We start from the raw sequence: 19631 nt of genomic DNA, 5'->3' as shown, positions 1-19631 counted from the left end.
CCGGGAGGGGTCGCTCAGCGTCGTTCGGGCTTCGCGCTGCGCGACATCAGTTCCTTCACGGCGACCACCGGGGACTTGCCCTCGTGCACGATGGCGACGACCGTCTCGGTGATCGGCATGTCGACGCCGTGCCTGCGGGCCAGGTCCAGCACGGACTCGCAGGACTTGACGCCCTCGGCGGTCTGCTTGGTGACCGCGATGGTCTCCTGCAGGGTCATGCCCCTGCCGAGGTTGGTGCCGAAGGTGTGGTTGCGGGACAGCGGCGAGGAGCAGGTCGCCACCAGGTCGCCGAGCCCGGCGAGTCCGGAGAAGGTCAGCGGGTCGGCGCCGAGCGCGACGCCGAGGCGGGTGGTCTCGGCGAGGCCGCGGGTGATCAGGGAGCCCTTGGCGTTGTCACCGAGGCCCATGCCGTCCGCGATGCCGACGGCGAGACCGATCACGTTCTTCACGGCGCCGCCCAGTTCGCAGCCGACGACGTCGGTGTTGGTGTAGGGGCGGAAGTACGGCGTGTGGCAGGCGGTCTGGAGCCGCTGGGCGACGGATTCCTCCGGGCAGGCGACCACGGCTGCGGCCGGCATCCGGGCGGCGATCTCGCGGGCCAGGTTGGGTCCGGTGACCACGGCGATGCGCTCGGGGCCGACCTTGGCGACGTCCCCGATCACCTCGCTCATCCGCATCGCGGAGCCGAGTTCGACGCCCTTCATCAGCGAGACCAGGACGGTGCCGGGTGCCAGCAGCGGCGTCCAGTCGGCGAGTCCCGCGCGCAATGTCTGGGAGGGGACGGCGAGGACGGTGAAGTCGGCGTCGTGCGCGGCCTCGGCGGCGTCGGTGGTGGCCCGCAGGTTCTCGGGGAGTTCCACGCCGGGCAGGTAGTCCGGGTTGGTGCGGGTGGAGTTGACGGCGTCGGCGAGCGCGGCGCGGCGCCCCCACAGGGTGACCTCGCAGCCCGCGTCCGCGAGGACCGTGCCGAAGGCGGTGCCCCAGGATCCGGTGCCGAAGACTGCCGCCTTGACCGGCTTGCTCACGTGCTCTGCCCTTCTGCCTGCTCTGCCTGCTGCGCCTGCGCCTGTGCCCGCGCCTGCGCCTGCGTCCGGCGCCGCTGCTCGATCCGCTCGCGGCGCGGGTCGTAGGGGGTCTCGGGTGCCTTCTCGCCGCGGATCTCCTCCAGCTGGCGGGTGACGGCGGCCATGATGACCTCGGTGGCCTCCTTGAGCACTTCCGCGGTCATCTCCCGGTCGTAGAACCGCGACAGGTCCACCGGCGGGCCGGCGAGCACCTGGTGGGTCTTGCGCGGCAGGAGGTTCGGCTTCTTGGCGTACGGCGGCAGCAGTTCGTTGCAGCCCCACTGGGCGACCGGGATCACCGGGCACTTGGTCTGCAGGGCCACGCGCGCGGCACCGGTCTTGGCGGTCATGGGCCAGCCGTCCGGGTCGCGGGTGAGGGTGCCCTCGGGGTAGAACGCGACGCACTCGCCGCGCTCCACGGCGTCGATCGCGGCGCGGAAGGCGCTGAGCGCGTCCGTGCTCTCGCGGTAGACGGGGATCTGCCCGGTCCCGCGCATCGCGGCGCCGACGAAGCCCTTCTTGAAAAGGCCGCTCTTCGCCAGGAATCGCGGGACGCGCCCGGTGTTGTACTGGTAGTGCGCGTACGCGAAGGGGTCGACGTGCGAATTGTGGTTCACGGCGGTGATAAATCCACCCTCGGCCGGAATGTTCTCCATTCCCCGCCAGTCCCGCTTGATCAGAACCACCAGCGGCGGTTTGCAGATCACCGCGGCCAAGCGGTACCAGAAGCCGATTCTGCGGCGGGGCACGCTGACACCTTTCCTCCAGGGCCTGGGGCCGGACAAGTGTCGCCCCGGGCCGCCCGTCTGTCGAGAACACCGTACGCCCCGAAGAGTGAACCGCCAGGTCTCGCAGGTGACAATGACGGCGACGAGAGAAGGACGGAACCTCGTGCAGTGGACCTTGGTCGTACCCGTGAAACACCTCGCCCGGGCCAAGAGCAGGCTGGCGGACACCGCGCACGACGGGGTGCGGCCGGGGCTCGCGCTGGCGTTCGCGCAGGACACCGTGGCGGCCGCGCTGGCCTGCCCGGCGGTCGCGGATGTGGCAGTCGTCACGGACGACGCGCGGGCCGGGCGGGAGTTGGCGGCGCTCGGCGCGGACGTCGTCCCGGACGAGCCAGGCGGCGGCCTGAACGCCGCGCTGGCGCACGCAGCCGCCGTGGTACGGGCGGTCCGGCCGCACCACCCGGTGGCCGCCCTCAACGCCGATCTTCCCGCGCTGCGGCCGGCGGAATTGGCGCGCGTGCTGGCCGCGGCCACGCAATTCCCGCGCGCTTTTCTCCCGGACGCGGCCGGAATCGGCACCACCTTGCTGGCGGTGGCACCGGGCCGTGAATTGGCCCCCGCATTCGGTACGGATTCACGGGCCCGCCATCGTGCGTCCGGCGCGGTGGAACTGCGTCTGGGCGCGGTGGATTCCGTACGCCAGGACGTCGACACCGGCGGTGATCTCCGCTCGGCGCTGGCGCTCGGGGTGGGTCCCCGTACGGCCGCGGTGGCGGCGCGGCTGCTGACCGCCGGGCAGTAGGCTGCGCGCATGCAGGCGACCGCGTACACGTACGACCCCGAAAGCCGCAGCGGGCAGGTGCTGCTCGACGACGGAACGCCCGTGCCCTTCGACGCTGCGGCGTTCGACGCGGGGGGTCTGAGGCTGCTGCGGCCGGGGCAGCGGGTGCGGATCGAGACCGAGGCCGGGACCGGAGCCGAGGGCGAGGCGGACGGCGAGGGCGGGGCCGGAGGCGGCACCCGGGGCGCGGGACTCCGGATCACGCTGGTGACGCTGCAGACGTTCTGAGCCGCGGGGCCGTCGCGCCGCCCCCGGACACGCCGCGGGCCGGACTCCGAGAGGGAGTCCGGCCCGGCGCGTGAGTGCCCTGTGCCCGTTCGCCTGCTGTTCGCCGCCGCTCGCAGGGTCTGCGGCTGCCTGCTACTTCTTGCGGGCGGTGGCCTTCTTGGCGGTGGTCTTGCGGGCCGTCGACTTCTTGGCCGGGGCCTTCTTGGCGGTCGCCTTCTTGGCCGGGGCCTTCTTGGCGGCGGTCTTCTTCGCGGCCGCCGTGGTGCTCTTGGCGGCGGACTTCTTGGCGGTGGTCTTCTTCGCCGTGGTCTTCGCGGCGCCGGTGGTCTTCTTCGCGGTGGTCTTCTTCGCCGCCGCGGACGTCTTCTTGGCCGCGCCCGTGGCCTTCTTCGCGGCGCCCGTGGCCTTCTTGGCGGCGGCCTTCTTGCCCGCGGCCTTGGAGATGGTGGGCGGCGGGCCGGACAGGCTGCCCTTGGGGGCCTTCTTGACCGCGATGTCGTTCTTCGGGAGCTTCTTCGAGCCGCTCACCAGGTCCTTGAAGCCCTGGCCCGCGCGGAAGCGCGGCACGGAGGTCTTCTTGACCCGAACCCGCTCGCCCGTCTGGGGGTTGCGGGCGTAGCGGGCGGGGCGGTCGACCTTCTCGAAGGAACCGAAGCCGGTGACCGAGACCCGGTCGCCCGCGACGACGGCACGGACGAGAGCGTCCAGGACCGCGTCGACGGCGTCGGCGGCCTGCTGCCGGCCTCCCAGCTTGTCGGCAATCGCTTCTACGAGCTGCGCCTTGTTCACGTCTTCCCCTTCGGAGACCTCGCCAGAACGAATGTGTTCAAGCTTTTTCGCACGTTAGGCAGATATATACCGCAAATCAAACACGAAACGGGCTAATCACCCTTGTGCCGCAACGGACTCGGGCAGTCCGGCCGATTCAGCCTTCCTCTTCGGGGAATCGCCCCGCGTCGAGGTCGGCGGTGAACCGGTCCAGGCGCCGTGCCGCACCGGCGAGATCGTGTTTGGCCGCGGCCGTAATGACCAGCAGCTTCCGGGTCAGCGCCATCCGTACGCCCTCCGGGACTTGCAGTGCGCGCACTCTTGTGTGCGCTTCCTTGAGCCGGACCGCGACCGCCGTATAGAGCTCGAGTTGGCCGTCGTGTTCCATGCACAGATTGTGCCATCTGGGGCGAGTTGTCGCCTGCGCAGGGGGCAACTGCCGCCCCGAACGGCCTTCCTGGCACATCCGGAAACCGGTCCTCAAGACCTCGCGTACCCCGGCAACAACGCCTCTAACGTGGGAAGTTGTGCGTCACTCCCGTCATCCACGACCCCGAGCGGATCCGAAAACGGCCGTACCCCCGATCGGGCTGATCGGGGGTACGGCGGGTGTGTCGGGTGGCCGAAACTCGACCTTGCGAAGCCCCCGGAGACGCGTGGAGGGCTCCGGGGATCAGACCGGGAGGGTCTGCGGCTTGAACGACGGGCGCTTCGCCTCGTACGCGGCGATGTCGCCCTCGTTCCGGAGGGTGATCGAGATGTCGTCCAGCCCGTTCAGCAGCCGCCAGCGGGAGTTCTCGTCCAGCTCGAAGGAGGCGGTGACGCCCTCGGCGCGGACCTCGCGGGCCTCCAGGTCGACCGTGATCTCGGCCTGCGGGTCCTTCTCCACCAGCTCCCACAGCGCGTCCACGGTCTTCTGGTCGAGGACGACGGTGAGCAGGCCGTTCTTCAGCGAGTTGCCGCGGAAGATGTCGGCGAAGCGGGAGGAGATCACGGCCTTGAAGCCGTAGTTCTGCAGGGCCCAGACGGCGTGCTCGCGGGAGGAGCCGGTGCCGAAGTCGGGGCCGGCGACCAGGACGGTGGCGCCCTCGCGCTCGGGCCGGTTGAGCACGAACTCGGGGTCCTTGCGCCAGGCCTCGAAGAGCCCGTCCTCGAACCCGTCCCGGGTCACCTTCTTGAGCCAGTGGGCGGGGATGATCTGGTCGGTGTCGACGTTGCTGCGGCGCAGCGGGACGGCCCGGCCGGTGTGCTTGGTGAACGCTTCCATGACTCTCAGACTCCAGCAGGCGTGGGGGCGTCGGCGGCGGACAGGTCGGCCGGGGAGGCCAGGTGACCCAGGACCGCCGTCGCGGCGGCGACCTGCGGCGACACCAGGTGAGTGCGGCCGCCCTTGCCCTGGCGTCCCTCGAAGTTTCGGTTGGAGGTGGACGCGGAGCGCTCACCGGGGGCCAGCTGGTCCGGGTTCATGCCCAGGCACATCGAGCAGCCCGCGTGCCGCCATTCGGCGCCGGCCTCCTTGAAGACCACGTCCAGGCCCTCGGAGACCGCCTGCAGACCGACCCGCGCGGAGCCCGGGACGACCAGCATGCGTACGCCGTCGGCGACTTTGCGGTCCCGGACGATCTCGGCGGCGGCGCGCAGGTCCTCGATGCGGCCGTTGGTGCAGGAACCTACGAAGACGGTGTCCACCTTGATGGAGCGCAGCGGCTGCCCGGCCTCCAAGCCCATGTACTCCAGGGCCTTTTCGGCGGCGAAGCGCTCCGAGGCGTCGTCGTACGAAGCGGGGTCGGGGACGGCGGCGGAAAGCGGTGCGCCCTGGCCGGGGTTGGTGCCCCAGGTGACGAACGGCGCCAGCTCGGCGGCCTCGATGACCACCTCGGCGTCGAACTCGGCGTCGTCGTCCGTGCGCAGCGTCTTCCAGTACTCCACGGCCGCGTCCCAGTCGGCGCCCTCGGGGGCGTGCGGGCGGCCCTGGAGGTAGGCGAAGGTGGTCTCGTCGGGGGCGATCATGCCCGCGCGGGCGCCGGCCTCGATCGACATGTTGCAGATGGTCATGCGGGCCTCCATCGAGAGCTTCTCGATGGCCTCCCCGCGGTACTCCAGGATGTAGCCCTGGCCGCCGCCGGTGCCGATCCGCGCGATGATCGCCAGGATCAGGTCCTTGGCGGTGACGCCCTCGGGCAGCTCTCCGTTGACGGTGATCGCCATGGTCTTCGGGCGGGCCATCGGCAGCGTCTGGGTGGCCAGCACATGCTCGACCTGCGAGGTGCCGATGCCGAACGCCAGCGCGCCGAAGGCACCGTGCGTGGAGGTGTGCGAGTCGCCGCAGACCACGGTGGTGCCGGGCTGGGTCAGACCGAGCTGAGGGCCGACGACGTGCACGACACCCTGCTCGACGTCGCCCAGCGGGTGCAGCCGGACACCGAACTCCGCGCAGTTCTTGCGCAGCGTCTCCAGCTGGGCCCGGGAGACCGGGTCCGCGATGGGCTTGTCGATGTCGAGCGTCGGGGTGTTGTGGTCCTCGGTGGCGATGGTCAGGTCGAGCCGCCGCACCGGGCGGCCGCTCTTGCGGAGGCCGTCGAAGGCCTGCGGGCTGGTCACCTCGTGCAGCAGGTGCAGATCGATGAAGAGGAGGTCGGGCTCGCCCTCGGCGCGCCGGACGACGTGGTCGTCCCAGACCTTCTCCGCAAGTGTCCTACCCATCGCTTTCCCTTCGGTCGGCGACGAAGCGCCGACCCAACTAGAGATCTTGGGGAAGCGGTGCCCGCACCCCTGTGTTTCCGGGCAACCGCCACCAGGCCCTTTCGTCACGGGCCGTTGTGACTTCCTGCCGTCCAGAGTGGCGCGTTCCATGGAAAATTGAACTTGCGTTTCACAGAGTGAGACGGGAGTATCGTGTCATGGACAACAGTAGCGGCGTCGGCGTTCTGGACAAGGCGGCCCTCGTCCTGAGCGCTCTGGAGTCCGGCCCGGCCACCCTCGCGGGGTTGGTCGGTGCGACCGGACTGGCACGACCCACGGCCCACCGCCTGGCCGTGGCGCTGGAACACCACCGCATGGTGGCGCGCGACATGCAGGGCCGTTTCATCCTCGGCCCGCGCCTGGCCGAACTGGCCGCGGCGGCCGGCGAGGACCGCCTGCTCGCCACGGCGGGCCCGGTCCTCACCCACCTGCGCGACGTGACGGGCGAGAGCGCCCAGCTCTACCGCCGCCAGGGCGACATGCGCATCTGCGTGGCCGCGGCCGAGCGTCTGTCGGGCCTGAGGGACACGGTCCCGGTCGGCTCCACGCTCACCATGAAGGCCGGCTCCTCGGCGCAGATCCTCATGGCCTGGGAGGAGCCCGAGCGCCTCCACCGCGGCCTCCAGGGCGCCCGCTTCACGGCGACGGCGCTGTCCGGCGTGCGGCGCCGCGGCTGGGCCCAGTCCATCGGTGAGCGCGAGCCCGGCGTCGCGTCCGTCTCCGCGCCGGTGCGCGGCCCCTCCAACCGCGTGGTGGCCGCCGTGTCCGTCTCCGGCCCCATCGAGCGCCTCACCCGCCACCCCGGCCGCATGCACGCGCAGGCCATCATCGACGCCGCCGGCCGCCTCTCGGAGGCACTGCGCCGCAACGGCTGACCGTCCCCGGACACGTCCGACCGGTCACGGGCCCGCCTCAACGCCGCGGCGGGCCCGGCGCCGCTCTCAGAGCCCGTCGGGGGCCTTCCCCGGGGCGACGACGCGCTTCTCCGCCCGTTCCCCGGCGGGCTTGTCCGACCGGTACGCGAAGCGGTCCCGCGCGCGCTTGCCGCGCCGCTCCAGGGGCACCTGTCCGTGTGCCGCCGCGAGCCCGAACGCGGGCATGTCGGCATAGATCGACTCGTAGGACCCCTCGGGCACGACGTACGCCTCGTGCCACAGCCCCACGTGCCCGCGCACCTTGCCCCTGCGCTCCTTGCCGTTGATGATCACCCAGGCCCGGTGGTGGAACGTGTCGGGCGAGTGGGCGTACTTGTAGAGCTTCTCCTTGGACTCCCAGTACTGGACGACGTAGTACGTCCGCGGCGAGGCCGTCAGCAGGACGTGGTTCAGGAGTCCGCGCTCCGGGTCCTTCGCCAGCTCGCGGAGCATGCGCGGCATGGCGAGGAAGACCGGCAGCCAGTGGTGCACGGCCCAGAAGTGGTTGATCCGCATGCCGATGAGCAGGACGGTCACGTCCCCCTCGGCGGCGGCGGTGGTGCGGGTCGCGGTCGCTTTCTTGCCCGGCATGACGCCTCCCCCTGTTGGTGAGCTGCACTGTCCAAGCGATGCTGATTAGATAGTGGCGCTATCCGAGAAAGGACGCAAGGGATGCGACTGGCCGACCTGAGCAAGCGCAGCGGGGTGTCCACCGCGACGATCAAGTACTACCTGCGAGAAGGGCTGTTGCCCCCGGGTCGACAGGTCAACGCGACCACGGCCGAGTACGACGAGGGTCATCTGCGCCGACTGCGGCTGGTACGGGCGCTGATCCAGGTCGGCAAGGTGCCGGTGGCCACGGCCCGGGAGGTACTGGGGCACGTCGACGACGACTCGCTGGGCCGCACCGTCCGGCTGGGGGCGGCCCTGTGGGCGCTGCCGCAGGAGGCCGAGCCGGACGGGGCGGACCCGGCGGTGGCCGCCGCGCGCGTGGAGGTGGACCGGCTGCTGGAACTGCTGGGCTGGGAGACCTCCCGGGAGTTGGCCCCACTCTCCCCCGTGCACCGCTCCCTGGTGGTGGCGGTGGCCACGCTGCGCCGGCTCGGCTATCCCTGGAACGCGGAACTGATGGCGCCCTACGGCGAGTTGATGATGGAGGTGGCCCGGCGGGACCTTGACTTCATGGAGAGCCACGCCTCGGAGGCGGAGAAGGTCGAGATGGCGGTCGCGGCGGCGGTGCTCTTCCAGCCGGTGCTGCGGGCCCTGCACCGGCTGGCGCAGGAGGAGGAGTCGGCGCGGCGGTACGGCATCGAGTAGGCGTCGGGGGGAACGCCGAAGGGGGCTCCCGCCGCAGCGGGAGCCCCCTTCGGGCTTCGAGTACCCCCGACCGGATTCGAACCGGCGCTACCGCCTTGAGAGGGCGGCGTGCTAGGCCGCTACACAACGGGGGCGTGGATCTTGCAGGCGATCTGGACTACATCGCCGCAGATCCGAGCTGGTCTACCAGGACTCGAACCTAGACTAACTGAACCAGAATCAGTCGTGCTGCCAATTACACCATAGACCAATGTGGTTTAGACCAGTTCGTACCCCCGACCGGATTCGAACCGGCGCTACCGCCTTGAGAGGGCGGCGTGCTAGGCCGCTACACAACGGGGGCCCTAGCGATCCTGCATCGAAGACAGTGGGAGCTACCCGAGCTGTCCTCGCGGGAAGGATCTGTACCCCCGACCGGATTCGAACCGGCGCTACTGCCTTGAGAGGGCAGCGTGCTAGGCCGCTACACAACGGGGGCTTTGCAGATTTAGCTCTGCGAGCTGGCCTACCAGGACTCGAACCTAGACTAACTGAACCAGAATCAGTCGTGCTGCCAATTACACCATAGGCCACTGGAACGCAAGCCCCGGAGGGGTTCTTGTTCTAGCGTTGCGCTTCCGGTTCCCGGCCCTTCGGCCCGCTCTCCGGCGGCGCAGGAAGAACATTACCCGAAGGTGGACGGGGCTCCAAAACGGGTATCAGCGCCGAGGAGCGCGGGAAGTTCGGAGAGCGAGGCGATACGGCGCGGTCCGGCCGGCGGATCGACGGTCGCACAGACGCCGTCGCGGTCGATCCAGACGGAGAGCAGCCCGGCGTCGGCGGCGCCGCGCCCGTCGATCTCCGGGTGGTCGCCGACGTAGGCGACCTCGGACGGCGGGAGGGCCAGGGTGTCGCAGGCCGCGAGGAAGGCACCGGCCTCCGGCTTGGAGACGCCCAGCTCGGCGGCGCACAGGATGGCCTCGAAGCGGTCGTGCACACCGAGGACGCGCAGCTTGCGGTCCTGGACGGTGAGGCTGGAATTGGAGAGCACGGCGTGCCGGTGGCTGCCGGCGAGCGCGTCCAGGACGGGCATCACGTCCGGGAAGAGGGACCAGGCGGCCTCGTAGTGGGTGACGTAGCGCTGGAACCAGTCGTCGGCCTCGGCGTCCGTCAGCTCCGGCCGGCCCAGGAAGACCCGGGTCCGGTCGCGCCGCTGTGTGACGAAGTCCACCTCGCCCGCGGCGAAGCGCGCCCACTGCTGGTCGGTGATCTCCCGCCACCGCACGAGGGCCTCCTCGGCCGACCCGTACCCGGCGAGGAGCCCCTCGGCGACCAGATGCGCTCGCATGCCCTCGCGGTCGGCGGTGGTGTAGTCGAAGAGCGTGTCGTCGACGTCCCAGACCACGGCGCGAATACTCATGATGCGACGGTAACGCCGGGACGGGTGGTCCGGGTGCCTTTCGGCGGTCCGGGAGACGACGGATGCCGTAGTCGTGGGGAGACCGACGAGCGAAAGACCGAGCCCGCCACGACCGCGTATCGCGTTCAGTTCACCGTTGAGGCCCGCGCGGCGTACGACGCGCTGCCCGGCGAGCTCCGGGATCAGTTGGATCGGGCCGTGCGGATACTGGCCCGCGACCCGTTCCGCAAGAACGCGACCGCACAACTCGGCCCGGACGAGCATCTGCGCAAGGCCTGCGTCGCCCCTGGAGTGATGCTGGAGTACATGGTTGCCGGTGCGGTCATGGTCGTCGTCGTCCTGGAGATCTTCGACGAGAGTGCCTATCTCATCGACGAGGCCGACGCGCGGTGACCGACTGGCAAGGGGCGGCACCCGTAGTTCCGGGTGCCGCCCCTTGCCGCTGTCTGCTCTGAGGACGCGGGCGTTATGCCGCGAGCCGTGCCAGCGCCGCGTCGATGCGGGCCAGGGCCTTCTCCTTGCCCAGGACCTCCAGGGACTCGAAGAGGGGCAGGCCGACCGTGCGGCCGGTGACGGCGACGCGGACCGGGGCCTGGGCCTTGCCGAGCTTGAGGCCGTGGGCCTCGCCGGCGGCCAGGACAGCCTCCTTGAGGGCCTCCGGGGAGGTCCAGTCGGCCGCGTCCAGCTTCTCGCGGGCCGTGGTCAGGAGCGCGTCCGAGCCCTCCTTCATCGCCTTGGTCCAGCTCGCCTCGTCGAAGACCGGCTCCGGCAGGAACAGGAAGTCGACGTTGTCGGTGATCTCGGAGAGCACCTTCAGTCGGGTCTGCGCGTGCGGCGCGATCGCCTGCCACTTGGCCTCGTCGAAGTCCTCCGGCGCCCAGGGAGCGACGGGGGCCTTCAGCCAGGGGCGGCAGCGCTCGGTGAAGTCCTTGACCTCCAGGAGGCGGATGTGGTCGGCGTTGATCGCCTCGCACTTCTTCAGGTCGAAGCGGGCCGGGTTGGGCTGGACGTCGTTGACGTCGAAGGCCGCGACCATCTCCTCGATGGTGAAGACGTCCTGGTCGGCGGAGAGCGACCAGCCGAGCAGGGAGAGGTAGTTGAGCAGGCCCTCGGGGAGGAAGCCGCGCTCGCGGTAGAGGTTGAGGCTCGACTGCGGGTCGCGCTTGGAGAGCTTCTTGTTGCCCTCGCCCATGACGTACGGCAGGTGGCCGAAGGCGGGGATCTCCTTGGCGACGCCCAGCTCGATCAGCGCCTTGTACAGGGCGATCTGGCGCGGGGTGGAGGAGAGCAGGTCCTCGCCGCGCAGGACGTGGGTGATCTCCATCAGGGCGTCGTCGACCGGGTTGACGAGCGTGTAGAGGGGCGCGCCGTTGGCGCGGACGATGCCGTAGTCCGGGACGTTCTCCGGGAGGTAGGTGATCTCGCCGCGGACCAGGTCCGTGAAGGTGATCGCCTCGTCGGGCATCCGGAAGCGGACGATGGGCTCGCGGCCCCGGGCCCGGTACTCCTCGACCTGCGCGGCGCTCAGGTCGCGGCAGTGGCCGTCGTAGCCGGAGGGCTTGCCGGCGGCGCGGGCGGCCTCGCGGCGGGTGTCCAGCTCCTCCTGGGAGCAGTAGCAACGGTAGGCGTGACCGGCGTCCAGGAGCTTGTGGGCTACCTCCTTGTAGAGGTCCATGCGCTGCGACTGGCGGTACGGCGCGTGCGGGCCCCCGATCTCGGGGCCCTCGTCCCAGTCGAAGCCCAGCCAGCGCATCGAGTCCAGGAGCTGGTTGTACGACTCCTCGGAGTCGCGGGCCGCGTCGGTGTCCTCGATGCGGAAGACCAGCGTGCCCTGGTGGTGGCGCGCGAAGGCCCAGTTGAACAGGGCGGTGCGGACCAGGCCCACGTGGGGGTTGCCGGTGGGGGACGGACAGAAACGGACGCGTACGGAGGAGCCGGATGCGCTAGCCACGCTTGACAACCTTGTTGGTGAGAGTGCCGATGCCTTCGATGGTGACGGCGACCTCGTCGCCGACGTTGAGGGGGCCGACGCCGGCCGGGGTGCCCGTGAGGATCACGTCACCGGGGAGCAGCGTCATCGCCTCGGAGATGTTGACGATCAGATCCTCGATGGAGTGGATCATCTCGCTGGTGCGGCCGAGCTGGCGCTGGCTGCCGTTGACCGTGAGCTGGATGGTCAGGTCGCTCGCGGCCGCGATGTCGAGGCCCGTCTCCACCCAGGGGCCCAGCGGGCAGGACGAGTCGAAGCCCTTCGCCCTGGCCCACTGCTTCTCGCGGCGCTGGACGTCGCGGGCGGTGATGTCGTTGGCGCAGGTGTAGCCGAAGATCACGTCCTGGACGCGCTCGCGCGGGACCTCGCGGCACATGCGGCCGATGACGACGGCGAGTTCGGCCTCGTGGTGCAGTTCCTCGGTGAAGGAGGGGTACTGGACGGCGTCGCCGGGGCCGATCACGGAGGTGGACGGCTTGAAGAAGGCGAACGGGGCGTCGGGCACCTCGTTGCCGAGTTCGCGGGCGTGCTCGGCGTAGTTGCGGCCGAAGGCGACGACCTTGTTGGGGAGTACCGGCGGCAGGAGCCGCACCTTGCTCAGGGGCACCTTGGTGCCGGAGAGCTCGTAGTCCGCGAACGGGATGCCCTTGATGATGTCGAGGACGAGCTGGTCCGGCTGGTCGCCCTCGACCGCGCCGAAGGCGACGTTCCCGTCGATGGAGAACCTGGCGATGCGCACGGGTTGCTTGGCCCCTTGACTGAGCTGGCTGGAGTCTGACGCTCCAGGCTAACGCGGCGGGCCTGCCCGGCGGATCAGGCCGGAGGAAAGACGCGGTGCCTCACCAACGCAGGTGAGCGGGGTGTGGTGCGTGCAGCTGCAAGGCGGAGGAGGGTGACAGGGCGGAGCCCTGGCAACCGACGACAACGCCGCTGGGGGCACCTCCCACGCCCTTTAGGCAGTGGGGGAGGGCGTGCCACACCCCGCGACTGCGGCATGGTCCGCCGGGCAGGCCCTCAAGGGCCTGGACGGTCCCTGAACGGGATGCGGCTCGGCGTCGTACTACTCTGCGACCGACGCCGCGACCGGGGCCTCCATCAGGATGGTGCGGCGGGGGTTGGCGGTCTGGGCGGGGAGCTCGACGGCGTGCTCCGGCTGCTCCGGCGTCTGCAGGTCGTCGGCGTCCTTGAGGTGCGCCAGCGTCGTGCGTCGCGGGTTGGCGATCTTGTGGAACATCATCGTCGTCTTCACGGTTGTTCGGAGCCCTGTCATGTCCGGGCGCCCGAGGGCGTGGAAAGCCCCTGCGAGGGCGCGGGTTGTCGGTTTTGCCTTCTCTGTAAAGCGTCAGGCTAAACACGCGATTCCCCGGCAACCCGCGGAGGAGTTCACGAACCGGGTGTGAGTTTGCTCACTTATCAAGGGTCAAACCGGTCAATTGCGACGCCGCCGCCACTCCGACCAATCAGACATTGCACACCTGAAGCCATCATTCCGCTGCTGATCATGGCGACTGGGACACCCTTCCCACCTCGGCGACTCGCGTACATACGTCCGGTTTGCGGGTGATCACCTTCTACGTCAGGTGACTCGCCCCTCACGTGCTGTCACGTATCTCGCGGCCTGCCCCACGGGCCTTGTTGGAGATCCTGCACTGTGCTGGAATTCCACGGACCGCCGCAGGATCGAGCCGGCGCACAGGGGGCGCACACCAGCGCCGAGCGGCGGCGAGAAGGGGGAATCCAGCGCCGGTCACTCACGACCAACACAGGGGCGTATTCAGGGCGCCCCTTCGACGCCGACACCGTGCCCGGCCGTTCACGCGGAGGGGCGCCTGGTCCAGAGGTTGCGACGCTAGTGCAGGGACGTTTCAAGAGGGATGGCAGCGCTTCGGCGGAGCCGGAGCCGCAGGGCGGGACTGGCCCCAAGGCCGTCAGCTCCTCGCCCCAGCACGCCCAGAACCCGGGTCAGACCCAGCCCGGGGACAGCGGGGAGCGCGCCGGTCAGGCCGCGGACCCGTCCGCACCCGGCCAGCAGCAGCCCGCGAAGCCGGCCAAGGGCCCGACCGGCCCCGGCCCGCGCATAGCCCTGCGCAACTGGCGGATCTCCACGCGTCTGGTCTCGCTGCTGGCGCTTCCGGTGGTCGCGGCGACCTCACTGGGCGCGCTGCGCATCAACCAGTCGATCGACGACATCCAGCAGCTCGAGAACATGAAGCTGCTGACCGAGATGACCAAGCAGGCCACCGAGCTGGCGCACGCCCTCCAGGAGGAGCGCGACCAGTCCGCCGGCCCGCTGGCCCACGGCTCGAAGTCCAGCGCCATCGCCGTCAAGGGCGACCGCGAGCAGACCGACCGGGCCCTGAAGAACTTCCTCGACAAGTCCGAGCAGATCGACGCGGCGAGCAGGGACGGCCAGCTCGTCGGCGTCCGGGACAGCCTCGTCGGCATCGCGAGCGACCTGAACGACCTGACCAAGATCCGCAGCACCGCGTACACGGCGAAGGACAACTCGACCCAGACGGTCGAGTCCTACCACCGCCTGATCACCCACCTGCTCGACCTCTCGCAGGACATGGCGGAGGCGACCAGCAACTCCGACATGATCCAGCGCACACGCGCCCTGTCGGCCTTCTCCTCGGCCAAGGAGTACGCGTCCATCCAGCGCGCGGTCCTCGCCGCGGCCCTCCCCGCGAACAACACCAGCAAGGGCGACCTCGCCGAGAACGACCGGCTGTACGCCCAGTCCGCGCTGCAGAGCCAGACCTCCGAGATCCGCAGCTTCAGCAGCATCTACGGCGAGGGCGCGGAGGACCTGCTCAAGCCGATCACCGAGGGCAACCCGGTGATCGAGGCGTCCGACCAGTACGCGGGCCGCGCCCTCGGCAAGGAACACGGCCTGGAGAGCCTGAAGTCCCGGTCCTACCAGGACTGGCTGGACGACAGCTCCACCAAGATCCAGCAGATGAAGAACATCGAGCTCAAGCTGCTGGAGGACATGGAGCAGCAGGCCCGTGAGCTGCGCAACGAGTCCGAGCAAGAGGCCATCATCTCCGGTGTCCTCATCCTGCTCGTGCTCGGCGTCTCCCTGGTCGGCGCGTTCGTCGTGGCCCGGTCCATGATCCGCTCGCTGCGCCGGCTGGAGGACACCGCGACCAAGGTCGCCCAGGACCGCCTGCCCGAGCTGGTCAAGCAGCTCTCCGAGACCGACCCGCAGGACGTCGACACCTCGGTGGAGTCGGTCGGCGTGCACTCCCGGGACGAGATCGGCCGAGTGGCCGCGGCCTTCGACGACGTGCACCGCGAGGCGGTCCGCCTCGCCGCCGAGCAGGCCCTGCTGCGGGGCAACGTCAACGCGATGTTCACCAACCTCTCGCGCCGCTCCCAGGGCCTCATCCAGCGTCAGCTCTCCCTCATCTCCGAACTGGAGTCCCGCGAGGCCGACCCGGACCAGCTGTCCTCGCTGTTCAAGCTCGACCACCTCGCGACGCGCATGCGCCGTAACGGTGAGAACCTCCTCGTCCTCGCCGGTGAGGAGCCGGGCCGACGCTGGACGCGTCCGGTGCCGCTGGTCGACGTGCTCCGTGCCGCCGCCTCCGAGGTGGAGCAGTACGAGCGCATCGAGCTGGCCTCCGTGCCGAGCACCGAGGTCGCCGGCCGCGTGGTCAACGACCTCGTGCACCTGCTCGCCGAGCTGCTGGAGAACGCGACCTCGTTCTCCTCGCCGCAGACCAAGGTCAAGGTCACCGGTCACGCGCTGCCCGACGGCCGCGTGCTGATCGAGATCCACGACACCGGCATCGGCCTCTCGCCGGAGGACCTGGCCGCGATCAACGAGCGGCTCGCCTCGCCGCCCACCGTGGACGTCTCCGTCTCCCGCCGCATGGGTCTGTTCGTGGTCGGCCGCCTCTCGCAGCGCCACGGCATCCGCATCCAGCTGCGCCCGTCCGACTCCGGCGGTACGACCGCGCTGGTCATGCTGCCCGTCGACGTCGCCCAGGGCGGCCGCAAGCCGCAGCCCAAGCCCGGCCAGCCCGGCGCGGGCAGCGGCGGTCCGGCCGCAGCGCAGGCGGCCGCCGGTGTCGCCGCGGCCCGCCGCGGCGGTCAGGGCGGCGGCGCCCTCGGTGGTGGCGGTGCCTTCGGCGGCGGTGGCGGTGCTCCCGGCGCCGGTGCGCCGGGCGGCCGGCTCGGTGCCGGTCAGGGACCGCGGGCCGCACTGCCCGGGCGCGACGCGGGCGGCCGCCCGGGTGCGCCGGGTGGCGCGCGCGGGCTCCATCCCCCGGCGGGTCCGGGACAGCAGAACCGGCCGGCTCCGGCCGGCGCCGGTGCCGGTCAGGCGCCCGGTGCTCCGCAGGGCCTGCAGGCCGCGGGCATGAACGCGCCGCAGGGCAACGCGCCGGCGAACAACGCCTCGCAGGGGCAGGACATGTTCGGCGGCACCCGCACCCCCGCAGCGCCCCCGCAGCGCGGCAAGCGCGGAGCCGGTGGCGACGCCGGGCAGGGCCGTCGTCCGCAGCTGCCGCCGCACGGCGGTCCGCGGGCCGAGCTGCCCGGCGGCAACCCGCAGCCCCGTGTGCCCAGCTGGAGCGACGAGAACGCGCAGCCGCCCGTGCCGCGCGCCTCGCTGGACGCCCCGCGCGGCCACGACGAGCCGGACAGCTCCCGCACCGACCCGACCCCGCGCCTCGACGAGAGGCAGGGTCCGGGCTCGACCGCGGAGATGCCGGCGGTGCCGCGGTTCGGCGAGCCCCAGTCCCCCGCCGCCACGGCCGAGTTCGCCCGCCCCGACTTCGACGCCCCGGCGCCGCGACGGGACGAGCCGCAGGACACGGGCCAGTTCGCCCAGCCCGGCCAGAGCCAGTACGACGGCCAGAGCCGGTACGACGACCGGAACCAGTACCAGGATCCGTTCGGGCAGGACCAGTTCGGGCAGGACCAGTACCGGCAGGACCAGTACGGCCAGGGCCAGTACGACGGGGGCCGGTCCGGCGAGGAAGCCGCACGGGGCGACCAGTTCACCCGGCCCGAGCCGACCGCTCCGCAGCAGGGCGGCAGCCCCTTCGTCCGCTCGGACGTCTTCGGCGGACAGCCCGGCCCGGCGGCCCCGAACGGGCCTTCGGCCGACCGGTTCGCCGGCGCCCAGGGCTACGACAACGGCTCGACCGGACAGCACGACCTGCCGCACCGTCAGAACCCGGCGGCCACCGGACAGTTCGAGCGCCCCCAGGCGGGCGGCACGCAGGGCGGCAACGACTTCGGCGCCCCGCGTCCGCCGGCCCCGCAGCGGCCCCAGGACGGATGGGCCCTGCCCCCGGCCTCCGGACCCGGTGACGGACGTACCCCGCTGTACGACACGCTGGAGACCAACTGGTTCCACGGGGACCGCGAGTCGAGGGCGCCGCAGTCCGCCCCGGCCGCCGACCCGGAGCCGCAGGCTCCCCAGCCCCAGACCCCGGCGGCCCCCCAGCGACCGGCCACCTCCTCCTGGCGCAGCTCGCCGAACGACGACCTCGTCCGGCAGGCGGAGCGCGTCAGGCAGCCGGCCGCGGGCGGGGTCACCACCTCCGGCCTCCCGCGCCGGGTACCCCGGGCCAACCTCGTCCCGGGGACGGCTCAGCAGCAGTCGCACCAGAGCGGTCCGGCGGTTTCGCGTGCGCCCGACGACGTGCGCGGCCGACTGACCAATCTCCGTCGGGGAATCGCACAGGGCCGGCAGGCCGGTACCAACCAGACCGGCAGCTACCCGCGGCCCACTCACCAGCAGGAGCGTTAGTTGAGCCCGATGAGCCAGGCGGCACAGAACCTCAACTGGTTGATCACGAATTTCGTGGACAACACCCCGGGGGTGTCCCACACCGTCGTCGTGTCCGCCGACGGACTCCTCCTGGCGATGTCCGAGGGCTTCCCTCGTGACCGCGCCGACCAGCTCGCGGCCGTCGCCTCGGGGCTGACCTCGCTGACCGCCGGGGCGTCCCGGATCTTCGAGGGCGGCAACGTCGCGCAGACGGTCGTGGAGATGGAGCGGGGATTTCTCTTCCTCATGTCCGTCTCGGACGGCTCGTCCCTGGCCGTCCTCGCGCACCCGGAGTGCGACATCGGCCTCGTCGGCTACGAGATGGCGCTCCTGGTCGACCGCGCGGGCGCGGTCCTCACGCCCGACCTGCGCGCCGAACTACAAGGAAGTCTGCTCCACTGATCGGCCCCGGCACCACCCGTGTTACCAAATCACCGTCCGGCCGCCACAATCCCCCCACCGGCCTCGTCAGACGGCACGACTGACCCACCTGCTGTCCCGCCCGGAGGATTCATGACCCCGCCCACCGCCTCTCATGATCCGTACGCGGAGCCGTACGAGGACGAGGGCGACCAGCCGCTGGTACGTCCCTACGCGATGACCGGTGGCCGGACCAGGCCGCGCTATCAGCTCGCCATCGAGGCGCTGATCAGCACGACGGCCGACCCGGCAGCGCTCATGGGATTGCTCCCCGAGCACCAGCGGATCTGCCACTTGTGCCGCGAGGTGAAATCGGTGGCCGAGGTGTCGGCCCTGCTGGCGATGCCGCTGGGTGTGGCGCGAATCCTGGTCGCGGACCTCGCGGAGGCCGGGATGGTCGCGGTGCACCAGCCCGGCGGCGACGAGAACAACGGCGGTGCGCCGGACGTGACACTGCTCGAAAGGGTGCTCAGTGGACTTCGAAAGCTCTGACGGAGGGCGGGCGACCACCTCCGCGAAGATCGTGGTGGCCGGCGGCTTCGGCGTCGGCAAGACCACGTTCGTGGGCGCCGTCTCCGAGATCAACCCCCTGCGCACCGAGGCCGTGATGACCTCGGCCAGCGCGGGGATCGACGACCTCACGCACGCCGGGGACAAGACGACCACGACGGTCGCCATGGACTTCGGCCGTATCACGCTCGACCAGGACCTGATCCTGTACCTGTTCGGTACACCGGGCCAGGACCGGTTCTGGTTCATGTGGGACGACCTGGTACGCGGCGCCATCGGTGCGGTCGTGCTGTGCGACACCCGCCGACTGGCCGACTGCTTCCCGGCCGTCGACTACTTCGAGAACAGCGGCCTGCCGTTCGTCGTCGCGCTCAACGGCTTCGACGGGCAGCAGCCGTACACGCCGGACGAGGTGCGGGAGGCGCTGCAGATCGGCCCGGACACCCCGATCATCACGACGGACGCGCGGCACCGCGCCGACGCGAAGTCCGCACTGATCACGCTCGTCGAGCACGCGCTGATGGCCCGCCTGCGGTAGGTCCGCGGGCCGTCGCAGCCAAGTCGGCGGGGCTCTACGGCACTTGTCGTAGACGGTTCGGAGCCGACTGTGTCCTTTGACACGGTCGGCTCCGCTGTTCATAACGTTTCGGCAGAGGAATCGGGTGGTACCGACACGCGACGCGGTCAGCTGGTCTCGCTGCGCGCACGAAGACCCCGTCTTTTGACGGGCCTCGCTCTTTATGACCGTTTTACGTGGGGCTTACATCACGTGTAACCCCCGCGTTCCACTGTTTGGAAGAGCGCTGGTCGCCGTGCTGGAATGCCGGAACTGCCCAATGGTCAAAGACGTACTCAGCAGTAGCGCGTACTCGATGACGGACTGGGTTCTGAGACACAGCGGCACGACACAGGTGCCGACCGC

Annotated in this window: 20 protein-coding genes and 5 tRNA genes; 9 read left to right on the top strand and 16 right to left on the bottom strand. The window is 70.6% G+C overall.

All coding sequences use genetic code 11. The features are described from left to right. Positions 1-14: 14 nt before the first annotated feature. Both AB0P07_RS12275 and AB0P07_RS12270 read right to left on the bottom strand, forming a co-directional pair. Positions 15-1025 (bottom strand): NAD(P)H-dependent glycerol-3-phosphate dehydrogenase, encoded by a 1011-nt coding sequence (locus AB0P07_RS12275; protein WP_365548844.1) that lies wholly within the window; start codon positions 1023-1025, stop codon positions 15-17. Further along, positions 1022-1813, bottom strand: a complete 792-nt coding sequence (locus tag AB0P07_RS12270) for a lysophospholipid acyltransferase family protein (protein ID WP_365548841.1) — start codon at positions 1811-1813, stop codon at positions 1022-1024. The genes AB0P07_RS12275 and AB0P07_RS12270 overlap by 4 nt, the downstream gene beginning before the upstream one ends. A gap of 142 nt (positions 1814-1955) precedes the next feature. Here AB0P07_RS12270 and cofC point away from each other — a divergent pair, with 142 nt between their 5' ends. Next, on the top strand, positions 1956-2594 hold the full coding sequence (gene cofC / locus AB0P07_RS12265) for a 2-phospho-L-lactate guanylyltransferase (protein ID WP_365548839.1): 639 nt from the start codon (positions 1956-1958) through the stop codon (positions 2592-2594). 9 nt (positions 2595-2603) lie between these two features. Then, on the top strand, positions 2604-2861 hold the full coding sequence (locus AB0P07_RS12260) for a hypothetical protein (RefSeq protein ID WP_365548837.1): 258 nt from the start codon (positions 2604-2606) through the stop codon (positions 2859-2861). A 132-nt stretch (positions 2862-2993) separates the two neighbouring features. On the opposite strand, the gene AB0P07_RS12255 is transcribed toward AB0P07_RS12260, so the two are convergent. From AB0P07_RS12255 to leuC, 4 genes are all read right to left on the bottom strand, one after another. After that, on the bottom strand, positions 2994-3650 hold the full coding sequence (locus AB0P07_RS12255; RefSeq protein WP_087807049.1) for an HU family DNA-binding protein: 657 nt from the start codon (positions 3648-3650) through the stop codon (positions 2994-2996). 136 nt (positions 3651-3786) lie between these two features. Next, positions 3787-4017: a hypothetical protein gene (locus tag AB0P07_RS12250; protein ID WP_052838413.1), complete on the bottom strand. Its 231-nt coding sequence runs from the start codon at positions 4015-4017 to the stop codon at positions 3787-3789. Between the two features lie 285 nt (positions 4018-4302). Then, positions 4303-4896, bottom strand: coding sequence for a 3-isopropylmalate dehydratase small subunit (leuD, locus tag AB0P07_RS12245; RefSeq protein ID WP_365548833.1), 594 nt, complete (start codon positions 4894-4896; stop codon positions 4303-4305). A 5-nt stretch (positions 4897-4901) separates the two neighbouring features. Then, positions 4902-6332: a 3-isopropylmalate dehydratase large subunit gene (gene leuC / locus AB0P07_RS12240; protein ID WP_365548831.1), complete on the bottom strand. Its 1431-nt coding sequence runs from the start codon at positions 6330-6332 to the stop codon at positions 4902-4904. 197 nt (positions 6333-6529) lie between these two features. Here leuC and ndgR point away from each other — a divergent pair, with 197 nt between their 5' ends. Next, positions 6530-7246, top strand: a complete 717-nt coding sequence (gene ndgR / locus AB0P07_RS12235; RefSeq protein ID WP_011030305.1) for an IclR family transcriptional regulator NdgR — start codon at positions 6530-6532, stop codon at positions 7244-7246. Positions 7247-7312: 66 nt separating this feature from the next. Here the strand turns inward: ndgR and AB0P07_RS12230 are convergent, their stop codons facing one another. Further along, the gene (locus tag AB0P07_RS12230; RefSeq protein ID WP_365548826.1) at positions 7313-7876 is read right to left on the bottom strand and encodes a DUF4188 domain-containing protein; all 564 of its coding nucleotides are present in this window, start codon (positions 7874-7876) and stop codon (positions 7313-7315) included. An 81-nt stretch (positions 7877-7957) separates the two neighbouring features. Between AB0P07_RS12230 and AB0P07_RS12225 the strand changes: the two genes are divergently transcribed. Next, a complete protein-coding gene (locus AB0P07_RS12225; protein WP_365548824.1) occupies positions 7958-8602 on the top strand; it encodes a MerR family transcriptional regulator in 645 nt (214 codons plus the stop codon). Between the two features lie 61 nt (positions 8603-8663). Here AB0P07_RS12225 and AB0P07_RS12220 read toward each other — a convergent pair. The 6 genes from AB0P07_RS12220 to AB0P07_RS12195 form a co-directional block, all read right to left on the bottom strand. Next, a tRNA-Glu gene (locus AB0P07_RS12220) sits at positions 8664-8736 on the bottom strand. A gap of 44 nt (positions 8737-8780) precedes the next feature. Continuing rightward, a tRNA-Gln gene (locus AB0P07_RS12215) sits at positions 8781-8852 on the bottom strand. 20 nt (positions 8853-8872) lie between these two features. Continuing rightward, positions 8873-8945, bottom strand: a tRNA-Glu gene (locus AB0P07_RS12210). A 62-nt stretch (positions 8946-9007) separates the two neighbouring features. Further along, positions 9008-9080: transfer RNA gene (locus AB0P07_RS12205), tRNA-Glu, on the bottom strand. Between the two features lie 22 nt (positions 9081-9102). Beyond that, positions 9103-9174: transfer RNA gene (locus tag AB0P07_RS12200), tRNA-Gln, on the bottom strand. A gap of 92 nt (positions 9175-9266) precedes the next feature. Then, positions 9267-10001 (bottom strand): HAD family hydrolase, encoded by a 735-nt coding sequence (locus AB0P07_RS12195; protein ID WP_365548822.1) that lies wholly within the window; start codon positions 9999-10001, stop codon positions 9267-9269. A 198-nt stretch (positions 10002-10199) separates the two neighbouring features. Between AB0P07_RS12195 and AB0P07_RS12190 the strand changes: the two genes are divergently transcribed. Further along, the gene (locus AB0P07_RS12190; RefSeq protein ID WP_365548820.1) at positions 10200-10394 is read left to right on the top strand and encodes a hypothetical protein; all 195 of its coding nucleotides are present in this window, start codon (positions 10200-10202) and stop codon (positions 10392-10394) included. Between the two features lie 73 nt (positions 10395-10467). Here AB0P07_RS12190 and gltX read toward each other — a convergent pair whose 3' ends face one another. From gltX to AB0P07_RS12175, 3 genes are all read right to left on the bottom strand, one after another. Further along, positions 10468-11952 (bottom strand): glutamate--tRNA ligase, encoded by a 1485-nt coding sequence (gene gltX / locus AB0P07_RS12185; protein ID WP_365548817.1) that lies wholly within the window; start codon positions 11950-11952, stop codon positions 10468-10470. Next, positions 11945-12730 carry a fumarylacetoacetate hydrolase family protein gene (locus AB0P07_RS12180; protein ID WP_365548814.1) on the bottom strand — a complete coding sequence of 262 codons (786 nt, stop codon included), beginning with the start codon at positions 12728-12730 and terminating at the stop codon, positions 11945-11947. The genes gltX and AB0P07_RS12180 overlap by 8 nt, the downstream gene beginning before the upstream one ends. Before the next feature lie 321 nt (positions 12731-13051). Then, entirely contained in the window at positions 13052-13240 is a 189-nt protein-coding gene (locus tag AB0P07_RS12175; protein ID WP_365548811.1) for a hypothetical protein, read from the bottom strand. 603 nt (positions 13241-13843) lie between these two features. On the opposite strand from AB0P07_RS12175, the gene AB0P07_RS12170 reads away from it, so the two are divergent. The 4 genes from AB0P07_RS12170 to AB0P07_RS12155 all read left to right on the top strand — a co-directional run bounded on the left by AB0P07_RS12170 (position 13844) and on the right by AB0P07_RS12155 (position 19247). Further along, positions 13844-17758 (top strand): nitrate- and nitrite sensing domain-containing protein, encoded by a 3915-nt coding sequence (locus AB0P07_RS12170; protein ID WP_365548808.1) that lies wholly within the window; start codon positions 13844-13846, stop codon positions 17756-17758. 9 nt (positions 17759-17767) lie between these two features. After that, positions 17768-18181, top strand: coding sequence for a roadblock/LC7 domain-containing protein (locus AB0P07_RS12165; protein WP_003973453.1), 414 nt, complete (start codon positions 17768-17770; stop codon positions 18179-18181). Positions 18182-18292: 111 nt separating this feature from the next. After that, positions 18293-18691 (top strand): DUF742 domain-containing protein, encoded by a 399-nt coding sequence (locus tag AB0P07_RS12160; protein ID WP_007387727.1) that lies wholly within the window; start codon positions 18293-18295, stop codon positions 18689-18691. Then, positions 18672-19247, top strand: coding sequence for an ATP/GTP-binding protein (locus tag AB0P07_RS12155; protein WP_055469383.1), 576 nt, complete (start codon positions 18672-18674; stop codon positions 19245-19247). Before AB0P07_RS12160 ends, AB0P07_RS12155 begins: the two co-directional genes overlap by 20 nt. Positions 19248-19631 lie beyond the last annotated feature (384 nt).

The sequence above is a fragment of the Streptomyces sp. NPDC085944 genome (assembly GCF_040686295.1).
GTDB classification, from domain to species: Bacteria; Actinomycetota; Actinomycetes; order Streptomycetales; family Streptomycetaceae; genus Streptomyces; species Streptomyces salinarius.
Note: the sequence above shows the minus strand (reverse complement) of the source record. Positions and strands in the feature narration are given on the sequence as shown.